Genomic DNA, 19,632 nt, shown 5'->3' on the forward strand with positions numbered 1-19,632 from the left:
CCTGGATCGACATCCCCTGCACATGAACCCGCTTATGCGTACAAACGAGGGCTACAAGGGCATGACCGCGCAGGAAGCGCTTGGGGTAGCGAACGGGGCCGAGCATCGCCCTGCGCCGGCCTTAGCATCGGGTCCTCGCGCTGGGCGGTAATCCGAGGATCGGGAGTAAGGATTTGCCCAGCATCGATAATGCTCAGCTATACCCTTATTCCGTCTCCCTGCTCTTGCGGTATTCCGCGAGCCTGTCGTTCAATTCGCGGGTCTCGCGGCTCAGCTTGGCGTTGAAAGCAAGAGTGAGGACCGCCAGGATGGCGAGAAAGACAACCGTGAAGGTAACCCACGCTCCGGGGTTGTTCACGGGAACCCAAGCAAAGACAAACGCCAATGCACAGAGGGCTGCGTAGAGGCAAACGTCGAACAGCGCCAGGCGCGCGGGATACGCCATCTGTCTGATCACCGCGGGCGTGAAGAACACGAACTGCAGCGCGGGGACGGTGACGCACGCGGCGAGAATCGACCAGCAATAGTTAATGCCCTGCTTGGCGGTGTCATCAGCGAAACAAGTCCCTAATGCCAAGAAGGCTATCATGGCAATAGTGAAGCCGATACAGGTGCTTTTCACGAGTTGTCCGAGGTTTTCCGCGGGCGTCTTTTTATCGGTGTCGATAATGTCCCTGTTAATCATTTCGGTCTCCCTTCCTTCGTTTCGACTGCTTCAGACCGAGCTTCGATTTGACGTCGGGCGCATACTGGCGCGAGATAACGACCTGCTCACCGTTTTCCAAGGTGGCGATGATCCTGCCGTTGACGTCGGGCTTGAGGGCGGTGATCGCGCGGAAGTTGACGATGCAACCTTTCGCGATGCGCAGGAAGTCGCAGTCCGCCAGGCGCTCCTCCATCTCGTAAAGGCGCAGGCCCGTCTCGAGAACCGTGTCGGCCGTATAAATGAACGTGTGCTTGTCGACCGACTCGATGAACAGGACGTCTTCTGCGCTCAGCACGCGCGTGCAGCCGTCGGCCGTGCCCGTCACCTTCCTGTCAAGCATGCGCAGCCGAGCCGCTATATCAAGCACGCGGCGATCGGCCCTTACGCAGACGATCGTGACTTCTATATCTTGAGCTGCTTCTCGCTCTTCGATTGTGATCTTCATGCGTCCTCCCTTCGGATTGCTTTCATGCTAGCTGACGAAGATAGCTGAACCTTCGGCGTTTAACCAAGCTGCGCTGTCGAGGAACCAAGATGCAGACTGGGCGATCTGAACAGCAAGAGAGACCGCAGTCACGCATCCTCGGATCGAGCCCGAAACAGCAATCCTTGCCGCTCATGAACACTGGTACGTGAAACGCTATGCTCAAGAGCACTTAGCTCGAAGAACCCCCTCGCATGCAGCTAACGAATCCGGGATGCTGTCCGATTGGCCGTGCACGACGACGAGCGTACAATGGGTGGATGCCAACAAGAACTTGCCCTCCATGCCAACTCAGCCACCTGACGTGATGGGCGATCCGATTGCTCTTCTGGATTGCCTTGAGAAGAACGCTGGCGGAATCACCGAGCAGGACTCCAAGGGGACTGCATTTCTTCATGTTGTCCCTATCGGCAAACCCTGCCCCCAGTTGGAAGCCATCTTGGGCATATCGGCCTTGGAGACGGTGTTGTGACTCATATTAGCCTGTCTTCGCTCGACGGAGTCGGCGTTTACGTTAGCGCCGAGTTCGGGAGCACATTGAGGTCATTCGCATTTCCCCATGCATTTGAAAGTGGAACCGTTGAACTCTTGGGTGAATAAGCCGCCTGCGACGATTCTTTTAGTCATCGCTTTTACACATCCTATCCGACCTGTGGGAATGCAGAACGATAAAGCCGCTGGCTACGATTCACTTCGCTAAACAGGCGCCAAAGAGGACAATCAGCCGTTTCAGTGTCCATTTCGGACGGTTCCGAGCCCCAAAACTCGCCCGTTTTTTTGTCCCCGGGACAAAAACGAAACTGCGAGCTTGCGGTTTCGAAATAGTTTGCGAATTTGTTCCAGGGTTTGTCCCAAACGCCTATGTGAGGACACGCGGAGGGATTCGGCAGCAAGGTGGACAAAACTGACAGCTAAACTGGACCCAATTGGAATGGCGCTACGACAAACGAGCGTGAAAGAGGGGGAATAGAACAGACGTTCGATTCTGTGTTATAATGACTGCCAATGGGCGCGGTTTCCTTCGAAGCCCCGCCCATTGCTATATTTGAACCGATTCGACGGAAACCCAAGCTCAGGGAGGTTTGTTGCGATGGCATACGATTTCAAGAAGGAGTTCAGGGAGCTCTACAGGCCGTCGGGCAAGCCGGGCGTCGTAACCGTTCCGCCTATGAGCTACGTCGCCGTGCGGGGCAAGGGCGATCCCAATGCCGAGGGCGGCGAGTACCAGAACGCGTTGCCGCTGCTCTACGGCGTCGCATATGCCATCAAGATGTCGAAGAAGGGTCCGAGGGAAATCGAGGGCTATTTCGACTTCGTCGTGCCGCCGCTCGAGGGCTTCTGGTGGCAAGACTGCGCCGATGGCGAAATCGATTATGCGCGGAAGGACGACTTCAGCTTCATCTCATGCATCCGCCTGCCCGACTTCGTCACTCGCGAGGACTTCGACTGGGCCGTTTCGGAAGCCGCCGCCAAAAAGAAGTTGGACTTCTCGGCGGTTGAGCTGCTGAGGGTTGACGAGGGCCTTTGCGTTCAATGCATGCACACCGGGCCCTACGACGGCGAGCCGGCGACCATAGACGCCATGCGCGCATTCGCGGCGGAGCAGGGCTATGCCCCCGACTTTTCCGAATCCCGTCTCCATCACGAGATCTACCTCTCCGACCCGCGCAAGTGCGCGCCGGAGAAGCTCAAGACCGTGATCCGCCATCCCATCAAGGCGATGTAGCGAAACGAGCGGCGCCGCGCGCTCCGAGTGCTCGCAATTGCGGACCGGCGAAAATTGCACAGGTTGTCCAGTCTTCCGGCACGCACTTGGCCGGGCCGATGGCGCATCGCCTTCTCGGTTTCGAAACTATAAAACTATTCGAGTTTCGAAACCGAGAACGAGCGGATGATGGCATGGGTAGACCGCGACGCATACATGAAATGGCTCTGGGCACTCGAAGGCACCCGAAACATCAAAGTGATTACGGGGATGCGCCGCTCCGGCAAGTCCGAGCTTATGAAGGCGTTCTCCGCCTCTGTTGCTCAGAAGGATCCGTCCATCAACAACATCTACATTGACCTGCTGGATCTCGACAACGAGCCGTTGCTCGAGTACCACGGTAAGCGCCATAACTGCCGCGTAGGGTACCCGAAGACTTCCTAGGAGGTCTCCTGGAGGAGTCCTAGGAAGTCTTCGGTTTCTAAGCATGGTGATGGCGCAATCGCCATATGAGCAGGCACGGGTGATTGATGCCGGCGACGATATGCAGACCCGCGGGAATCTACGCCCGGCGCTTCCTCGGCTCGGGCAGCTCCTGAAGCATGCCCTCCACGATGGTGCGCACGGCGGCTTTGTCCTCCACGTCCACGAGCAGCATCTCCGCAGCGCCCTCGTAGGGCACGGCGGGCACCGAGAGCAGCGCGCGCGAGGACTCCGTGCTCTTCACCAGAAAGCGGTCGTCGTAGACGCCGCCGAAGAGCTTGCCCGACGCATAGAGCAGATACTCGCCCATCATCTTCCGATGCGAGACCTCCGGCACGTCGGTCAGCAGGTCGAGGACGTATTCCAGGTATTCTGCGCTTGACGCCATGCGATGCCCCTCCCTTAATTGACCCAGGTATCACCCGTCTCCTATAGCGAGTGAATATAAAAATAGGGCAGAGTCGCTTGCGCAAGTCCGCCCCTAAAACCGTGAAGGTTTTGCTATCTGCAGGCTATTCTACCAACCCGAGCGATTCTGTCAACCTGCGAAGGAACTCGAGCGCGGAGCGAGCTGCGGCGTCGGGCCCCTTGTCGGGCAACGCCTCGGTTCCGCCGTCGGCCCTGGCGAACATCTCGGCGAGCTCGGATGCGGCGCGCGAGCGCGAGGAGCCCTCGGGTACCAAGCCGGAGTGCGCCACGAGCACGGTCGCGACCTCCTGCATGGCCGTGTTCCCCATCCACTCTTGCGCGGACCGAGGGCATATTGCCTTCTCGGTTTCGAAACTTTCAAATAATTAGAGTTTCGAAACCGAGAAGGAGCGAATGATGACTTGGGTAGACCGCAATGCACACATGGAGCGGCTTTGGGCGCTCGAGGGCACCCGGGACATCAAGGTGATCACGGGGATGCGCCGCTCCGGCAAGTCCGAGCTCATGAAGGCGTTCTCGTCTTCTGTTGCTCGGAAGTTGCCGTGCCCTTTGAGATGGAGGCTAAAACTCAAAGCCCTGAGTTTAGCTTTGTACGAGAGCGATAACAAAACCGCTAGCGACCGTGGTGGGTAAATGCGATGATATCAGCCGGGTCTGTCTTCCTGATTCACGCCTTTGTTGAGTCAACATAAAGCAACTAACGAGGAGGAGCCTATGATTGGGCAAATCTATCATGTCGGATTGACCGTCAGCGACCTGGACCGTTCCGTGACGTTTTATCGGGATGTGCTGGGCCTTCGGTATCAGGGGGAGATCCTGATGGAGGGAAAGGAGACGGAGGCGATATTCCGGCGGGAAAACTGCAAGGCCCGGGTTGCTTATCTGAACGGCTCGGATCAGCTGCATATGCCGCCGGTGGAGCTCATCCAGTTCGTGAATGATGATGTCCAGCGCATCCCCATGGACCTCTTCACCACCTCCATTTCGGAGCTTTGCTTCTATACGGAGGATGCCGACAGGGCCTATCAAAAACTGGTGGAGCAGGGTGTGGAGTGCTTTTCCTCTCCCCAGGAATTTGATTTTAGGCAGGAGGGCTTTGGCCGGAGCAAGGCCTTCTACCTCCGGGACCCAGATGGAATCATATTGGAGATCATGCAGCCGCTGGAGAACTGATCTTCTGTTCTGGCGCGGATCGCGTCCTGTGTCGGGATGCGATCCGCGCGATTGATGCCGTGCCGGATGTGCCTATCCGTCCGGTCGGGAAGACAACATAGATATGCTTCCTATTTGGACTTTTGATATGCGCATAGCCCATGGTGGGCGTTCTGTCGGCGATGGTGGTGATGATGATGGTTAGTCGCTCGGTTTATCCCAGTGCCACGTCCAGCGCCATCATGATGCCGAAGCCCATAGCAAAGGCAAGCGTGCCAAGGTTGGAATGCTTGCCTTGGGACATTTCCGGAATCAGCTCCTCCACTACCACATAAAGCATTGCACCTGCGGCAAAGCTCAGCAAATACGGGAGGGCCGGGACGATTAGCCCTGCGCCAAGAATGGTCAGCACAGCCCCGATCGGCTCTACGATGCCGGAAAGCACACCGTCAACAAACGCCCGTCCCTTGCTCTCGCCCTCTGCCCAGAGCGGCATGGAGATGATGGCCCCCTCCGGAAAGTTTTGAATGGCGATGCCAATTGACAGCGCCAGAGCGCCAGTTGCCGTGATTTGCGCGCTGCCAGAGAGGGCCCCCGCGTAGACGACCCCTACGGCCATTCCCTCCGGGATGTTGTGAAGCGTCACAGCCAGCACCATCATGGTCGTTTTTTTGAGCTGGCTTTTCGGCCCCTCTGCCTGGTTGCTTTTAGCATGGAGGTGGGGAATCAGGTGATCCAGTCCCAGCAGGAACAGAATGCCGATCCAAAATCCGACAAACGCCGGAACAAACGACAGCTTTCCCATCCATGCTGCCTGTTCCATCGCAGGAATCAGCAGACTCCACACAGAGGCTGCCACCATTACGCCGGCGGCAAAACCGGTCAAAATGCGCTGCAGGACGTCGCTGAGCTGTCTGCGCATAAAGAATACGCAGGCCGCGCCCAGCGCTGTACCGAGAAAGGGGGTCAGGATGCCGTAAACGGTTTGGCTCATGAAGTTGGTCGCCTTTCTCATATCCGCTTCTTTTTGTACCCGCAGTCGCAGTAGGGCCCGCCGGAGGCCAGGGTATACTCGCGCACAAAATCCGTCACGCCGCCCGCTTCGCTCATGGTGTAGTCCAAATGGCACATGGCGGGTGTCAGGTCATAAAGTCCCAGCTCTTTCATCAGTGTGCAGATGCCGCACTTTGTAAAGCGCCCCTCATAGCCGCTGCCGTCCGGGTACTCGATGAAGTCCATATTCCACGAATACGGGTTGCGGTCAGCGGCTTTCAGAGTGGCAGTGGCCTTCATTCCGGCAATATCCTTGGACGTGAACTTTGACTTGCCACTTTGGCGGCAGAACCATTTCATCAGCAGCGTCATCTGAGCTTTCTCATAGTAGTCGGTAAGGCTTTCCACATCGGGACGGCGCGGCATGGAGAGGACAAACGCCCCCAGCATGGCGCAGCCAATGATGTTCATGCTGAACCGATCACCTTTTTCAAATTCGGGCAGCTTTGCGATGATCTCACGGTACTTGGGCTTGGCCTTTTCCGTGATCTTACGTGCGATGTCCGGGTCGTAGCCCAGCACCGCCGTCAGCTGCGCTTGAAAGGACTTCGCAAAGACTGCCCACATGGCCATGGGCATTCCCATCCAACGCATCTCACTTCGCTCCTTTCCATTCTGCCAGAGTCCGGTTCATCCGCTTCTCAATGTCTTTCCGGGTTTGGCTGCACTCCTTGGAATATTTTTTTGCCGCCTGAAACGCCAGCTTTACAAACAGACCGGAGCCAACCGGCAGCATAATTTTCAGCATTCCCTCAGGGAAAACGAAATGGGTGCCGCGAGCGCAAAGCCATTTTGCGGCCAAGCGGGCAAGCCGATCCTCCGGATCATCCCCGATCATGGCGATCACCGCGCAGCTCGAATCATCGGCGCACGGCCAATACGTGCCGTAGAAGCCGGAGGTCTCCACATCAAAGTGCAGGTGCTTCATTGCTTCCCTTCAAATCCGATCTTTACGATCTGCATGTCCATTATCCGGTCGCCAATTTTGGCAAGAAAGCGGAACAGACCGCTGACCGACGGGTCTTTCAGGTCGTGGTAGCCCAACATATACCCCCGGCTGGAAATACGCATATTCTCGCCCCACGGCGCAAGCTCACGCTCCGCGTCTGAAACGGCGAAGTATGCGCCCGCATCCTTGATTTCCGCATCTTTCAGCCACGTCTTCAGCATCAGTTTCACCGCCTTTTCGTTGGCAGCGTCAAAGACAAGCACGCTGCCCGGAAAGGCGTCTGCCATGGCCTGTGCCAGTGTCATCACCTGGTCTTTCAGAAAATAGTAGAACACGCCGGACGCAAAGAACAACGCACCGCCGGAGGCGTCGATTCTTTCAAACCACGACGGATAGTTCAGGTCACAGGGAATGTTCGCTTCCCGCTCTCTGGCGGGAAGAAGCTCATTCCGGATTGCGATAACATCCGGAAAGTCCAGATTGTAGATCCTGCATTTGCCGTTGTCACAGGCGCGGCCAGTGCAGTCCAACCCGCAGCCCAGATTGACCACCGCTGCCGTGGGGTGCGTTTTCAGATAGTGTCGCACCTCATAGGCAAGGTCGTTCTGCCGCATGGCGACCTCAAGCGCGCCGAAGCGTTGCAGCAGGCTGGAGGACTTTTGCTCCAAGGCGGAAAAATCATAATCCAACGCGCTAACAAGTTGCCGTGCCGCCTCATCCTGGTACAAACTTGGGTACAGCTCTGAGCATTTTTTTTCGCGCATACAGCAGAATGATCAGCGTCTCCTGCACCGTGTTCTTTTCAATTTTATAGCGCACAGTCATCCTCCTGTATCACCCCACACCCTAAGGTGCTCGTCCGCAAGCAGCGCCTTCTCAGTGTTGATGGTGTTTTCTCCCCGTCACACACAGCCAGCTTTTCGTCTTATGAATCTGGATGTCATTAAATCCGGCCTGCTCCAAATATGCCTTCAGCTCGGTATCTTTATAGATGGTCATGCCGCCAATGATATCCGTCCACTTTTTGTCTTTGTTTGTATCCCCGTTGCTTTCATTGCAGATCAGGAACGTCCCGCCGGGCTTCAGCACCCGGTAGACTTCCTGAAAGCACTTCGGCAGATCCTGCCAGAAATAGACCGTTTCGAAGGCTGTGACCACATCAAAGGACGCATCCGTAAAACCCATTTGTGCCACACTGCCCTGACATACGGTGCAGCGTCCGTCCCGAATGGCGCGCTGATTCAGCTTTCGGGCCTTCTCCACGCTGATTTCGGAATAATCAATGCCCTCGACAATCCCTTGTGGGCAGTTCTTCAGCAATCTCTTGATGTTTGCCCCGCCGCCGCAGCCGCAGTCCAGCACTTTGGTATCCGGTGAGAGATGCAGGAATTTAAGTCCCCATGTTGCCACAGGTGCATGCCCAAGATTCATCATGGAAACCATGATTCTGCCACCAAGGCCTACAGGCTTGCGGGTATTTTCGAAGAATGACATTTTTGCGTCACTCCTTTTCCAGAGTGATGATTTTATTGGAAATGTTCCGCACGGCAGGCAGCTTGCCTAGCAGCTTATAGATCGGTGAAAACGCCGCCATGCCCTCCGTCAGGCGATCCAGCACAATGGTGCGGGCAATAACTCCGCTGTACATGGCGGCATCCTTGTCGGCAAGGGAAAAATCGTAGTCCAGCTTCTCAATGATTCCCGCCGCTTTCGCATCGTGAATGGCGCCGCGTCCCCGACTCTCTTTTGCTCTTGCATAAACGGTTTGCAGCATGGTCTCCGGCACGCCGGAGAGCCTGATCTTTTCTTTCATGTCATAGTTCCTTTGATTTCACGCACTCTGCGTAAGCCAACGGGAACGAGGCTTTCAGCACGGTGCTTTTCTGTACCGTCCAGCCGTTTTCCCGCAGAAATGCCAGATATTCTTCGCTCGTCCACTTGCTGTGCAGCGGAAAGCCCGCCAATTTCATGAAAAATGCTTTGACCTTTCCGAAGATAGCGTTATCCGCATGGGTGAAGGTCGGCGCAACCAGAACGCCGCCGTCCCTCAGCACGCGACGAATTTCAGAGAGAGCTTTCTTTGGCTCCGGCACGATGTGCAGGGCATTGGCCACAATGATCACGTCAAAGCTACCATCCGCATAGGGGAGGTGAAACATATCCTGCACGGAGAAATGCAGCTTGGCGGATCGGTTGCATCGCCGCGCTTCCGCGATCATCTCCGGCGATGCGTCCGTAGCCTCGATATGATTGGCGCTGCTCACGATATTTTTAGCGATCGAGCCTGTGCCGGTGGCCAACTCCAGCACCGATTTGTGCTGTACCACAGGGCGCAGCAGCTCGTACAGCCGCTCGTAAGCCGCTGCGTCCTTGCGCATGAAGCAGTCGTACCGCCCGGCGTTTTTATCCCAAAAATCTTGACTGTTTCTCATGATTTCATCCTCACAACGACATGTTAACTCTTTCTAACTCATCTGACTCGAGTTGTCTGCCAACATTTTTGGGATAATTAATGACGCTCCCCGGTAATAATTTGCAGAGTCAGATTACCGATTACGTTCTTCTCCCTATGCTTTCTCAAACCCTATGTCGGAAAGCTGTACCAGAAGGGGTCGACTTCGTCGCGAGGGGGGTCGGAGCCCGTCTACATACAGGTGAGCGACGACGTCAGCGCCGATTCGACGCTCGAGAGGGAGCTCGCGTCGCTTCTGTCAATCAGGGATGCGTTCCCGAAGGCGCTCATTGCCCGTACGAGACATAGGCCCTATATCCGGAGGGTGTGTTCGTTGAATCGATCTGCTGGCTCCAATGAAGCTGTGCCCCGGCGACGTGGTCAACATCGCCCCGGGTGTGAAACATTGGCACGGAGCCGCTCCCGACAGCTGGTTCTCCCATCTCGCGCTGGAGGTTCCGGGCGAAGAGGCCTCCAACGAGTGGCTGGGGCCTGTGGACGACGAGGAATATCTCAAAGCGACTAACAAGGAGGCTTAAATACCTTCGCCGTCCGCGCCGCCGAGAGCAGGGCGCCCAAATCGGCCTGGATCGCCTCCGCCTTGCTTCCAAGCTGCAACGGAGCCGAGTCGCCCGAGATGTTTACGCTCAAAAGGTGCGCATCCGGCAGCTTCGCGGCCATGCTCCAGAACGGGAGCGTGATGATGCCGGGGGTCATCTCGCCCACGCCGAGCTCCAGCAACAGCACGCGGCGATCGCTGCGCTCGCGCACGAAGCGCTCGTATCGTCCGAGGCTCTCGCGCCAGGCCGCACCCTGCAGAAACGTGTCATCGCGCACCCACGGCACAAGCTGCCAGCCGCAATGCGGGCATCGGGGGATATCCTCGCTGAGGACCTCGAACCCCGCCATGCCCGCGAGCATGCGTTCGACGTAGGGGCTCGCGTCGAAGAGCTCGTCGCAACATGGCTGCTTGCATTGAAGGTGCGCGAAGCTTCCCTGATAGTTGCAGGTTCTCTCGTCGGGAAACGTCTTCTCGACCTGGGTGTCCACATTGGTGCTCAGGATGAAGTAGTCCTTATGGCCGATGAGGGACCGTAGGTCGAGATAGGGCTGCGAGGTCGGCTCGCGCAGCATGAAATCGATATATCGCGCGTAGTAGGCCCATTGCTGCTCGAGGCTGGGGTAGAGGTGGTAAAAGCCGTCAAAAAGACTCTTGAAGCCAAAGGCTTGCTGCCAGTCCGTCATTCCGGCGCGCGCCATGCCCGCGCGGTTGTAATGGTTGAATCCGGCGGCGCTCGACATGCCCGAGCCGATGCCAACGATGATGACGTCGGCATCGTCGATAAGGCTTCGAAGCCTATACGCTTCCCTCTCTAGAGACGGCATTGGGCAATCTCCTCGAAAGCCGGGGTCATATCGCCGTCAACGAGAATCGTCTCGCACGAGGCGTCGGGCGCCATGGCCTGGCTGTAATTGAACACGATGTAGGTGACGTGCTCGCAGGCGTTCGCAATCTGGGCGAGCATGCGCTTTATGACGCCGTTGCGCAGTCCCACGCCAAGTTCGAGGATGGCGACCCTGCCGTTGCGATGGGCTTGCACAAGGCGCTCGAGTTCCTCGAGCTGGGCCATGGCGAGGTCGTCTGGATGGGCGAGGCGCCGCTCGTCGACCGACGTGCGCGTGCTCCCCTCCGTCTCGAGCACGCGGTTCTCGTTGAATCCAGCGCGCGCGAAGTGCCCGTCGATGTTGCACGTGATCACGAAGGTGTCGGCGTGCTCCGTAAGACGCCGCAGCCCGTTCATGAGCGGGCTGGGCTCATATTCGAGATATTCCTTTTGATGAAACCACTCGGCCCATCGGCGTCGCACGCTGGCATCCGGGGAGGCAAGCCCCTGCAGTATGCAGCCGATGCCGTCTGCCTGGGCGAGGTCCCCGTACGCCTCTTGGAAATGAGCATCGGCGCAGAAAAGGTTGAGCCCCTCCGCCATGTCGAGTCCGTTGCTAGCGCCGATGATGACAAGATCCGCTTCGGCTAACGCCCTGCCTATGCGAACTGCTTTCGCCGTCTCCATGCGCTACCTCCCCAGCGTCTTGCGTACGTCGGCGAGCACGTCGGCGATGTCGGCGCGAACGGCGAGCCCCCGATCCTCGATCGCGCGGGGGAGAAACTGCGTCTTGTTGTTTACGGCGATGTAGCTGGCCTGCGGTAACTGCGCCGTGAGGGCCCAGAACGGCTCCTGGATAAACGCGGGCGTCATGCGGCCCACACCCAGCTCGAGGAAGAGGATCCTCTGCCGTGCGTGCGCGTCGAGCCAGTCGGACACCTTGCGGTACTGCTCCTCGTAGAGTTCGCCCTGCAGGAAGTTGCCGTAGCCGCGAACCCAGGGGAACGCCTCTGTCCCGCAGTGCGGGCAGCGCGGCACGAGCTCTGTCGGAACCTCCAGACCGTCTCCCATGGCCTCTACCATGTGGGAGACCGGCTCGACCGCGTTCCACACCTCGTCGGTGCAACAGTGGGAGCACTGAAAGAAGCGGTGGTCGCCTTGGATCTCTGCCACTTTCTCCCAGGGATAGAGCTTCACAAACTGCGTGTCCTGGTTGGTGGTGAGCACGAAGAAATCCTTCTCGGCGAGAATGGCGTCGAGGTCCTTGTAGGGCTTGCGCAGCGGGGCGTTGAGCGTGGTGTCGAGGAAGGTGGCGAGGTATCCCCAGCGCGCCTCGGCGGTGGGCCAGCGGTAGAACGACCCCTCGAAAGCGCCCTTGAAACCGTAGTGCTCGGCGAATTTGCCGAAATGCCTGCGATAGGTTGCGTTGTCCTCGTAATAGAAGTCGCCGCCGCCCGCTGCGGAGAGCCCAGAGGCCCCGCCCACCAGCACGCAATCGGCTTCCTCGATCATGCGGGCGAAGTCCTCGATTTGCTGGTCGTAGGGCTCGGGCTCGCGGTCACTCAGCTCATAGGGCGTGCCGCCGCTGCGGTAGGCGGCCTGGAGGGAAAACGATTGGTTGGTGAGCTCGATAACGAGCTGCTCGTACAGGGTCACTGGATACCTTCTTTCAGCTATTATAAACACGTGTCTATAAAAAGTATCCATGTCGATTTGCTTAAGAGCAATGAACAGCTTCGGCCTGCTGTCGATAAACGAGCGTTTGCCGGGCATTGTCGAGCGTTGCAATTGGAGGGGTAATGGAAGCGGGGAAGATCGATCGTCGCCGACGCTATACACTCTCGGTCATACGGGAGGCGTTCTTCGCGCTGCTGGCCGAGGTCGGCTTCGCGAAGATGACGGTAGCGGATATCTGCCGCCGCGCCGATATCAACCGTGGCACGTTCTATCTGCACTACGAGGACAAGTTCGCCCTGCTCGACGCGCTTATCGACGAGGCCTTGGCGGCGGTGCCGCCGCTCGAGGGAACGGAGGCGGGTGCCCTCTGCCAGCGTCCGCCGGCAAACGATGACTATTATCTGCTCTACTCGGATGACGATGCGTACGCCCGGGTGGCACAGCGCGTCGTCGAGCGCGGCGCCGAGCAGATGGTTCCCTCGATCATGGAGGAGACTGGGCTTTCGCGCGAGGACGCCTATCTGCTCTTCGTCCACAACGTCCAGGGAAATCTCGCGGTCAACCGCCTACTTGGTTGGAGGCGGGGACCCGAGTTCGCTCACGCCCAGGAGCTGCTCAGTGCCTATTCCGAAGGAGGCATGCGGGCGGTATCGGCTCGCCACGATCCCCGTAGTTGATCTTGACAGCGTGCCATTTCAGGCAGGCGACGTTGCTATGGCCCCTCTTTGGTTTTCGATGTTGTATAAGGCAATCGCAATCGCCTTGAGCTTCTTTAGGGAACTTGAGCAAGAGATATGGCCTGCTGGCGATTGATTAACCCCATTTGTTTTGGTTACAAGAAAAAATGCTGCGCGCCTGCAGTATGAAGGAGAGGGAATCCTATGAATATCGTTGTATTGAGCGGCAGCCCGCGTAAGGGCGCCAATACCGATACCATGGTCGAGGCGTTTGCCGAGACCGCGCGTGAGGGCGGCAATACGGTCGAGGTCGTCCGCGTTGCCAGCAAGAAGATCGCCGGCTGCTTGGGATGCCAGTACTGCTTCGCCCATGAGGGCGTCTGCGTGCAGAAGGATGACATGGCCAACGTGATTGAGTCGCTGAAAGACGCCGACATGGTCGTCTTCGCTTCGCCTATCTACTGGTTTGATATCACCGCACAGGAGAAGGCTGTCATCGACCGCCTGTACGCCTTCGGTGCTACGGGCTTCCCGTTCACCAAGACGGCCCTTTTACTCGATAGCCACAGCGAGGGCGTCTATGATGCGGCGATCGCTATGTACAAGTCAACCTGCGCGTACTGCGAGTGGGAGGACCAGGGCATTGTCACCATTAGCGGCATGACCGAGCGCGACAGCATGGCCTCCTCGCCCAAGTTGGAAGAGGTGCGCGAGCTCGCCCGCAAGCTCGCCTAAGGACAAGAGGAGCGCATGGCAATCAGCACAAGCGGAAATGCTTGCTGCCCTTACCAAGAGGATTGCTGATTGCCATGCAACGATGCTCCCGCGGACAATTCCGGTGTGCTAAAACGCCTTCTCGTTCAAGAATTCCCTGAACGCGGGGATGTCGAAGCCGACGAGGCCACGTCCACGTTCCCCGATAACGCCGTCCTCGAGGAGGCGGCGTTTGTATTGGCTTGCGTAGTTGCTGGCGACGCCCATGCGTTTGGCTATCTCCGAGACCCTGCTGGGGCCAGAATCGGGCAGCATCGCGAGCAAAAACTCAATGTCTTTATCGGAAAGCTCCTGATAGGTCGTTTCGAGAATACGATCGCGCAGCTCCATACGGGCAAGCAGAGAACCCTGCTGGACATCGGATGTACTGATTTGGGGCGAGTTTTCCGAAACATCCCAAGTGCGATATCCGACGAGCTGCATCATGTAGGGAAATCCGTCGACGGCCTTCACGGCATCCTCGAGCGCTTCTGGCGTGATTGAGCGTCCTCCTGCTTCAATGGTTTTACGAAATGCATTTGCAATCTCAACATCAGTGATTCGTCCCAGCTGATGATACTGGGAGCGTCTGAGGAACGAGACGGAATCGTTACGTAGCAACGCCGATACTTTGTAGGGCAGTCCTGCCATGAGTAGGGCAACTTTTTTACCTTCGCGTACAAAGTGCTGGTAAACAGAGGCAAATTGAAGCATTTCTTCGAGATCGACGGTGACTTCATCGATGGTGATGAGAAGTCCGATGTCATGTTTTTCGAGTTGCTTAAAGATGCCATTCATGCGCGTGCGCCAGTTGCCCTGAGCCTCTTGAGCGTATGTCCAATCGATGCCCACTGGGCCAATTTGAACACCGTTTATGCGCGCGTGAGGCTGTGAGAGGTAGCTATCTGCGGCTTCTTTGGTTCGCTCGATAATATCTTCGAGCATGCCTGGCATGGCGGAGACATTTGCTGCGATCCAGTCGTGTTCAAGCGCCGTTTCTGAAAGGAGCGAGAGAAGTGCCGTCTTGCCCGTTCCCCTTGCGCCAGTAAAAATGGTCGACAGGTTGGGATCTCCTGGGCCGTTGATAAAGCCACGGTTGATGTCGCGCAGGATATGCTCGCGACCCGCTAGAAAGGGAGGGACGCTTCCAAATGTTGGGGTAAAGGGGTTCTTGCTGTGCTCCATGGTAGCTCCTTTGCAGGTTTTGCTAATTTTTGCAAGTTTTGCTAACTTTTGCAAGTTTTGCTAACGACTGACCAAAGGGCATCGAAGTAGTGACGCTGACATTTTTTACGCAGAAAAATAAGCAGAAATCAATTTATCTGCGTTAAAAAATAGTTGAGAAGAAAAACGACGAGTCCCGGGCGCAATGCCGTTGCGTTCCGGGCCTCGTCGCTTTACGAAGTATCTAACGATCTCGTTGCCGTGGTACCTAGTCAAACAAACTCGGCATGTCATTTTCCTTCATGAGGGCGCCGGCGGAGGGCAGGCTCTGCGCGGTGAACTTTTCGGCCGAGACGCCGGCGCCAAGAATCTCCTCGGTCGTGCCGACGGTGGTGACCGAGCGGCCTTTCTTGGCCGTGAAAGCCTGGACGCCCTGCGTGTTGGTGGTCGTCTTGGTCTTGAGCAGCGACGTGTTGAAGTTCATCAGGCGGTAGTCGCTCGAGACCAGCGCGAGGTCGCGGTCTTCCTTGAGCACCTGCGCATACAGCAGCTTGCTGCCGCCGTAGATGGCGTTCTTGAGGCGCTTGCGGTTGGTCTTGGTGACGTATCCAGAAAGCGCGACGCGCACCACGCGGCCGTTCTCAAAGACGAACAGCACATCGGCCTTGTAATCCTCGGGGTCGATGACCCAGATGACACTCTCGTCGGGTTCCATCTCAAGATCGGTCGGCAGGTACGAGCCCAGTTGGGCCGACTTGGTGTCCTCAAACGCCGAAACCTTGCACTTGTATACCTGGCTCTTATTGGTAAAGACCAGCAGCTCGTGGGTGTTGGAGGACGGGAACTCGATAAAGGGTTTGTCGCCGTCCTTGTACTTGAGCGTGGTCGCCTTCTTGAGCACGCGGTCCGTCATCTTCTTAAGATAGCCATCGCGCGAGAGCATGATGGTGACCGGGTACTCCTCGACCTCGGGCTCCAAGCTTACCTCGATAACCTCATGGGGCTCGATCCTGCCCGTGCGGCGCGGCATCACGTACTTCTTATTGACCGCGGCCAGCTCGTCGCTGATGACCTTCTTGATGTTCTCCTCGCTGGAGAGGATTTCCTCGAGCTCGGCAATCTCGCCCTCGAGCTTGGCGATGTCCTTGGTGCGGTTGAGGATGTACTCCTCGTTGATGTTGCGGAGCTTGAGCTCGGCGACAAACTCGGCCTGAGTCTCGTCGATGTCGAAGCCGCGCATGAGGTTGGGCACGACCTCGGCCTCGAGCTTGGTGCCGCGGATGATGGCGATGGCCTTGTCGATGTCGAGCAGGATCGCTTCAAGGCCGTGCAGCAGGTGCAGGCGCTCGGACTTTTTGCCCAGGTCAAAGTTGATGCGGCGACGCGTGGACTCAATACGCCACTTGACCCACTCGTGCAGGATCTGGCGCACGCCCATAACGCGAGGGTAACCATCGACCAGTACGTTGAAGTTGCACGAGAACGAATCCTGCAGCGTGGTCGAGCGATAGAGCTTCGCCATGAGTTTGTCGGGGTCGACGCCGCGCTTAAGGTCGATAGCGATGCGCAGACCCGAAAGGTCGGTCTCATCGCGAATGTCTGCGATCTCCTTGACCTTGCCCTCCTTGGAGAGCTTGACGATGCGCTCGATGATGACATCGGTCTTGGTGGTGTAGGGGATCTCGTAGACCTCGATGATGCGCTCTTCGGGAATCCAGCGCCAGCGGGAGCGGATTTGGAAGCTGCCAAGGCCGGTCTCAACGATCTTCTCCATCTCCTCGCGGCGGTAGATAATCTCGCCGCCGGTGGAGAAATCGGGCATGGGCATGTACTCGAGCAGGTCGCAGTTGGGATCCTGCAGGTAGTGCATCGTGGCGGTGCAGACCTCGTTGAGGTTGAAACCGCAGATATCGGACGCCATGGCGACGCCGATGCCCTTGTTGGCCGAGACGAGGATGTTGGGGAACGTGGTGGGCAGCAGACGCGGCTCCTTCATGGCGCCGTCGTAGCTGTCAACGAAGTCGACCGGGTCCTTGTCGATGTCCTTGAAGATTTCGGCGCTGATGGGGGAGAGCTTTGCCTCGGTGTAACGCGAGGCGGCGTAGCTCAGGTCGCCCGAATAGTATTTGCCAAAGTTGCCCTTCGACTCCACGAAGGGGGCAAGCAGCGCCTCGTTGCCCGTCGCTAGGCGCACCATCGTCTCGTAGATCGCGGCATCGCCGTGCGGGTTGAGCTTCATGGTCTGGCCCACGATGTTGGCGCTCTTCTGGCGCTCGCCCTTGAGCAGGCCCATCTTGTACATGGTGTAGAGCAGCTTGCGGTGCGAGGGCTTAAAGCCGTCGATCTCGGGGAACGCACGCGACACGTTGACGCTCATGGCGTAGGGCATATAGTTGACCTCGAGCGTTTGCGTGATCGGCTGGTCGGTGACCTCGGAGTGCAGGCCGATGACGTTCTCGGCGTTGACCTGCTTTTTCTTTGGCTGGTTCTTCGTCTTCTTCTTTGCCACGATTTCCTCTTGAACTTCTTATGGGCCGTCGTTATCGATTTGCTGCTACTGCAGGTCCAGCTGGTCCAGATATTCCTTGCCGTGCTCGGAGATATGGCGCTTGCGGCCCGCCTCGTCGTTGCCTAGCAAAAGGTTGAACATGGTTTCCATCTTGGTGACGTCCTCGGGCTCCACCTTGATCAGGCGTCGCGTCTCGGGGTTCATGGTGGTGAGCCACATCATGTCAGGGTCGTTCTCACCAAGACCCTTGGAGCGGTTGATCGAGCACTTTTGGTCGCCGATCTCCTTGAGGATGCCGTTTTTCTCGAGCTCAGTGTAGGCAAAGTAGGTCTTCTCTTTGCAGTTGATCTCGTAGAGCGGCGACTCGGCGATATACACGTAACCCTCGTCGATAAGCGTGGGCACCAAGCGGTAGAGCATGGTGAGCACGAGCGTGCGGATGTGATAACCGTCGACGTCGGCGTCCGTACAGATAATGACCTTGTTCCAGTTGAGGTTGTCCAGGTCAAAGGCACCAAGGTTCTTGATGCGCTTGTCCTTGATCTCCACACCGCAGCCCAGCACGCGCATGAGGTCCATGATGATGTCGGACTTAAAGATGCGCGGGTAGTCTTCCTTTAGGCAGTTGAGGATCTTGCCGCGGACGGGCATAACGCCCTGGAACTCGGCGTCGCGCGACGTTCGGATGGCGCCAGCTGCCGAGTCGCCCTCTACGATGTAGATCTCGCGACGGTTTTTGTCCTTGGAACGGCAGTCGATGAACTTCTGCACGCGGTTGGCCATGTCGGTCTTTTGCTGCAGGTTGGTCTTAATGCTCAGGCGCGTCTTCTCGGCGTTCTCGCGCGAGCGCTTGTTGATGAGCACCTGCTCCACGATCTTGTTGGCAGCGTCTTTGTTCTCGATCAAGTAGGTCGAGAGGCGCTCCTTAAAGAATGCCGTCATGGCCTGCTGGATAAAGCGGTTGTTGATGGCTTTCTTGGTCTGGTTCTCGTAGGACGTCTGGGTGGAGAAGCAGTTGGTCACCAGCACCAGGCAGTCCTGGACGTCTTGCCACTTAATGCCGCTCTCGTTTTTGTTGTATTTGCCCTGTTGCTTAATGTAGGCATCGATGGCGCTGGTCAGAGCGTTACGGGCCGCCTTCTCGGGTGAGCCGCCGTTCTCGAGCCACGATGAGTTGTGGTAGTACTCCTGCATCATGAAAGTGCGCGAGAAGCACATGCACGCGGTGATCTTTACGTTGTAGTCGGGCAGGTCTTCGCGGTCGCGACCGCGACGGTCGGCCTCGATAAAGAAGGGCTCGGTGAGGTAGTCGGCACCGACCTTCTCGAGCACATAGTCCTCGATGCCCTTGGGGTAGCAAAAGTCCTCTTCGGTAAACTCGCCATCATCGCCCTCGATGCGCAGGCGGAAGGTCACGTTGGCGTTAACCACGGCCTGGCGGCGCATGGTCTCGCGATACCAGTCGTGGGGAATGCTGATCGAGGTAAAGACCTCAAGATCGGGGCGCCACTTGATGGTGGTGCCGGTGCGGTCCTCGTCGCTGGGCTCGATCTCGAGCGCCTTCTTTTTGGCGCCGACGACCTTGCCTTTCTTAAAGTGCAGAGAGTACTTGTTACCGTCGCGCCAAACGGTGACGTCCATGTACTCGGAAGCGTACTGGGTCGCGCACGAGCCCAGGCCGTTGGTGCCGAGCGAGAAGTCGTAGTCGCCGCCCTGGTTGTTGTTGTACTTGCCGCCGGCGTAGAGCTCGCAAAAGACGAGCTCCCAGTTAAAGCGCTTCTCGGAAGGGTTCCAGTCGAGTGGGCAGCCGCGGCCGTTGTCCTCTACCTGAATGGAGCCATCGCGAAAGGCGGTAAGGATGATGAGCTTGCCGTAGCCCTGGCGCGCCTCGTCAACGGCGTTGGACAGGATCTCAAAGGCGGCGTGCGCGCAGCCGTCGAGTCCGTCCGAGCCAAAGATGACGGCGGGGCGCAGGCGTACGCGCTCCTCGTCCTTGAGCTGGCGGATACTGTCGTTACCATAGTTTGCGGTGTTTTTTGCCATACTCGCTCTCT

General features: G+C 57.5%; 23 protein-coding genes. 6 read left to right on the forward strand and 17 right to left on the reverse strand.

Annotated elements, in window-relative coordinates; genetic code table 11:
• Nucleotides 1–205: 205 nt before the first annotated feature.
• Nucleotides 206–685: a DUF3021 family protein gene (locus OGM60_02390; protein ID UYI99656.1), complete on the reverse strand. Its 480-nt coding sequence runs from the start codon at nt 683–685 to the stop codon at nt 206–208.
• Complete coding sequence (locus OGM60_02395; GenBank protein ID UYI99657.1) at nt 678–1,151, reverse strand: LytTR family transcriptional regulator; 474 nt, start codon at nt 1,149–1,151, stop codon at nt 678–680. Before OGM60_02395 ends, OGM60_02390 begins: the two co-directional genes overlap by 8 nt.
• Before the next feature lie 1,129 nt (nt 1,152–2,280).
• Here OGM60_02395 and OGM60_02400 point away from each other — a divergent pair.
• Nucleotides 2,281–2,916, forward strand: coding sequence for a GyrI-like domain-containing protein (locus tag OGM60_02400; protein UYI99658.1), 636 nt, complete (start codon nt 2,281–2,283; stop codon nt 2,914–2,916).
• A 168-nt stretch (nt 2,917–3,084) separates the two neighbouring features.
• Nucleotides 3,085–3,339: a hypothetical protein gene (locus OGM60_02405; protein UYI99659.1), complete on the forward strand. Its 255-nt coding sequence runs from the start codon at nt 3,085–3,087 to the stop codon at nt 3,337–3,339.
• 118 nt (nt 3,340–3,457) lie between these two features.
• On the opposite strand, the gene OGM60_02410 is transcribed toward OGM60_02405, so the two are convergent.
• Together OGM60_02410 and OGM60_02415 are read right to left on the reverse strand one after the other, a co-directional pair.
• On the reverse strand, nt 3,458–3,766 hold the full coding sequence (locus OGM60_02410; GenBank protein UYI99660.1) for a TfoX/Sxy family protein: 309 nt from the start codon (nt 3,764–3,766) through the stop codon (nt 3,458–3,460).
• Nucleotides 3,767–3,890: 124 nt separating this feature from the next.
• Nucleotides 3,891–4,100: a hypothetical protein gene (locus OGM60_02415; GenBank protein ID UYI99661.1), complete on the reverse strand. Its 210-nt coding sequence runs from the start codon at nt 4,098–4,100 to the stop codon at nt 3,891–3,893.
• A gap of 421 nt (nt 4,101–4,521) precedes the next feature.
• Here OGM60_02415 and OGM60_02420 point away from each other — a divergent pair, with 421 nt between their 5' ends.
• Nucleotides 4,522–4,980: a VOC family protein gene (locus OGM60_02420; protein ID UYI99662.1), complete on the forward strand. Its 459-nt coding sequence runs from the start codon at nt 4,522–4,524 to the stop codon at nt 4,978–4,980.
• A gap of 193 nt (nt 4,981–5,173) precedes the next feature.
• Here OGM60_02420 and OGM60_02425 read toward each other — a convergent pair whose 3' ends face one another.
• From OGM60_02425 to OGM60_02455, 7 genes are all read right to left on the reverse strand, one after another.
• Entirely contained in the window at nt 5,174–5,974 is an 801-nt protein-coding gene (locus OGM60_02425; GenBank protein ID UYI99663.1) for a ZIP family metal transporter, read from the reverse strand.
• A complete protein-coding gene (locus tag OGM60_02430) occupies nt 5,971–6,585 on the reverse strand; it encodes an L-2-amino-thiazoline-4-carboxylic acid hydrolase (protein ID UYI99664.1) in 615 nt (204 codons plus the stop codon). The genes OGM60_02425 and OGM60_02430 overlap by 4 nt, the downstream gene beginning before the upstream one ends.
• A gap of 22 nt (nt 6,586–6,607) precedes the next feature.
• Nucleotides 6,608–6,940 carry a hypothetical protein gene (locus OGM60_02435; GenBank protein ID UYI99665.1) on the reverse strand — a complete coding sequence of 111 codons (333 nt, stop codon included), beginning with the start codon at nt 6,938–6,940 and terminating at the stop codon, nt 6,608–6,610.
• Complete coding sequence (locus OGM60_02440) at nt 6,937–7,725, reverse strand: class I SAM-dependent methyltransferase (protein ID UYI99666.1); 789 nt, start codon at nt 7,723–7,725, stop codon at nt 6,937–6,939. Before OGM60_02440 ends, OGM60_02435 begins: the two co-directional genes overlap by 4 nt.
• 112 nt (nt 7,726–7,837) lie before the next feature.
• A complete protein-coding gene (locus OGM60_02445; GenBank protein ID UYI99667.1) occupies nt 7,838–8,455 on the reverse strand; it encodes a class I SAM-dependent methyltransferase in 618 nt (205 codons plus the stop codon).
• A gap of 7 nt (nt 8,456–8,462) precedes the next feature.
• Complete coding sequence (locus OGM60_02450; protein ID UYI99668.1) at nt 8,463–8,774, reverse strand: hypothetical protein; 312 nt, start codon at nt 8,772–8,774, stop codon at nt 8,463–8,465.
• 1 nt (nt 8,775) lies between these two features.
• Nucleotides 8,776–9,393, reverse strand: coding sequence for a class I SAM-dependent methyltransferase (locus tag OGM60_02455; protein ID UYI99669.1), 618 nt, complete (start codon nt 9,391–9,393; stop codon nt 8,776–8,778).
• 376 nt (nt 9,394–9,769) lie between these two features.
• Here OGM60_02455 and OGM60_02460 point away from each other — a divergent pair, with 376 nt between their 5' ends.
• Nucleotides 9,770–9,952, forward strand: a complete 183-nt coding sequence (locus tag OGM60_02460; protein UYI99670.1) for a hypothetical protein — start codon at nt 9,770–9,772, stop codon at nt 9,950–9,952.
• On the opposite strand, the gene OGM60_02465 is transcribed toward OGM60_02460, so the two are convergent.
• The 3 genes from OGM60_02465 to OGM60_02475 are packed head-to-tail and all read right to left on the reverse strand — an operon-like array spanning nt 9,936 to nt 12,505.
• The gene (locus OGM60_02465; protein UYI99671.1) at nt 9,936–10,799 is read right to left on the reverse strand and encodes a hypothetical protein; all 864 of its coding nucleotides are present in this window, start codon (nt 10,797–10,799) and stop codon (nt 9,936–9,938) included. The two genes, OGM60_02460 and OGM60_02465, sit on opposite strands and share 17 nt — an antisense overlap.
• Nucleotides 10,787–11,485, reverse strand: a complete 699-nt coding sequence (locus OGM60_02470) for a hypothetical protein (GenBank protein ID UYI99672.1) — start codon at nt 11,483–11,485, stop codon at nt 10,787–10,789. Before OGM60_02470 ends, OGM60_02465 begins: the two co-directional genes overlap by 13 nt.
• 3 nt (nt 11,486–11,488) lie before the next feature.
• Nucleotides 11,489–12,505, reverse strand: a complete 1,017-nt coding sequence (locus OGM60_02475) for a hypothetical protein (protein UYI99673.1) — start codon at nt 12,503–12,505, stop codon at nt 11,489–11,491.
• A 92-nt stretch (nt 12,506–12,597) separates the two neighbouring features.
• On the opposite strand from OGM60_02475, the gene OGM60_02480 reads away from it, so the two are divergent.
• Together OGM60_02480 and OGM60_02485 are read left to right on the forward strand one after the other, a co-directional pair.
• Nucleotides 12,598–13,152 (forward strand): TetR/AcrR family transcriptional regulator, encoded by a 555-nt coding sequence (locus OGM60_02480; protein UYI99674.1) that lies wholly within the window; start codon nt 12,598–12,600, stop codon nt 13,150–13,152.
• Between the two features lie 204 nt (nt 13,153–13,356).
• Complete coding sequence (locus tag OGM60_02485) at nt 13,357–13,887, forward strand: flavodoxin family protein (GenBank protein ID UYI99675.1); 531 nt, start codon at nt 13,357–13,359, stop codon at nt 13,885–13,887.
• 108 nt (nt 13,888–13,995) lie between these two features.
• Here the strand turns inward: OGM60_02485 and OGM60_02490 are convergent, their stop codons facing one another.
• The 3 genes from OGM60_02490 to OGM60_02500 all read right to left on the reverse strand — a co-directional run bounded on the left by OGM60_02490 (nt 13,996) and on the right by OGM60_02500 (nt 19,621).
• Nucleotides 13,996–15,090: an ATP-binding protein gene (locus OGM60_02490; GenBank protein ID UYI99676.1), complete on the reverse strand. Its 1,095-nt coding sequence runs from the start codon at nt 15,088–15,090 to the stop codon at nt 13,996–13,998.
• Between the two features lie 247 nt (nt 15,091–15,337).
• On the reverse strand, nt 15,338–17,578 hold the full coding sequence (locus OGM60_02495) for a topoisomerase IV (protein UYI99677.1): 2,241 nt from the start codon (nt 17,576–17,578) through the stop codon (nt 15,338–15,340).
• A gap of 45 nt (nt 17,579–17,623) precedes the next feature.
• Nucleotides 17,624–19,621 (reverse strand): toprim domain-containing protein, encoded by a 1,998-nt coding sequence (locus OGM60_02500; protein UYI99678.1) that lies wholly within the window; start codon nt 19,619–19,621, stop codon nt 17,624–17,626.
• Nucleotides 19,622–19,632: the final 11 nt, after the last annotated feature.

The sequence above is a fragment of the Coriobacteriaceae bacterium genome (assembly GCA_025757745.1).
GTDB lineage: Bacteria > Actinomycetota > Coriobacteriia > Coriobacteriales > Coriobacteriaceae > Collinsella.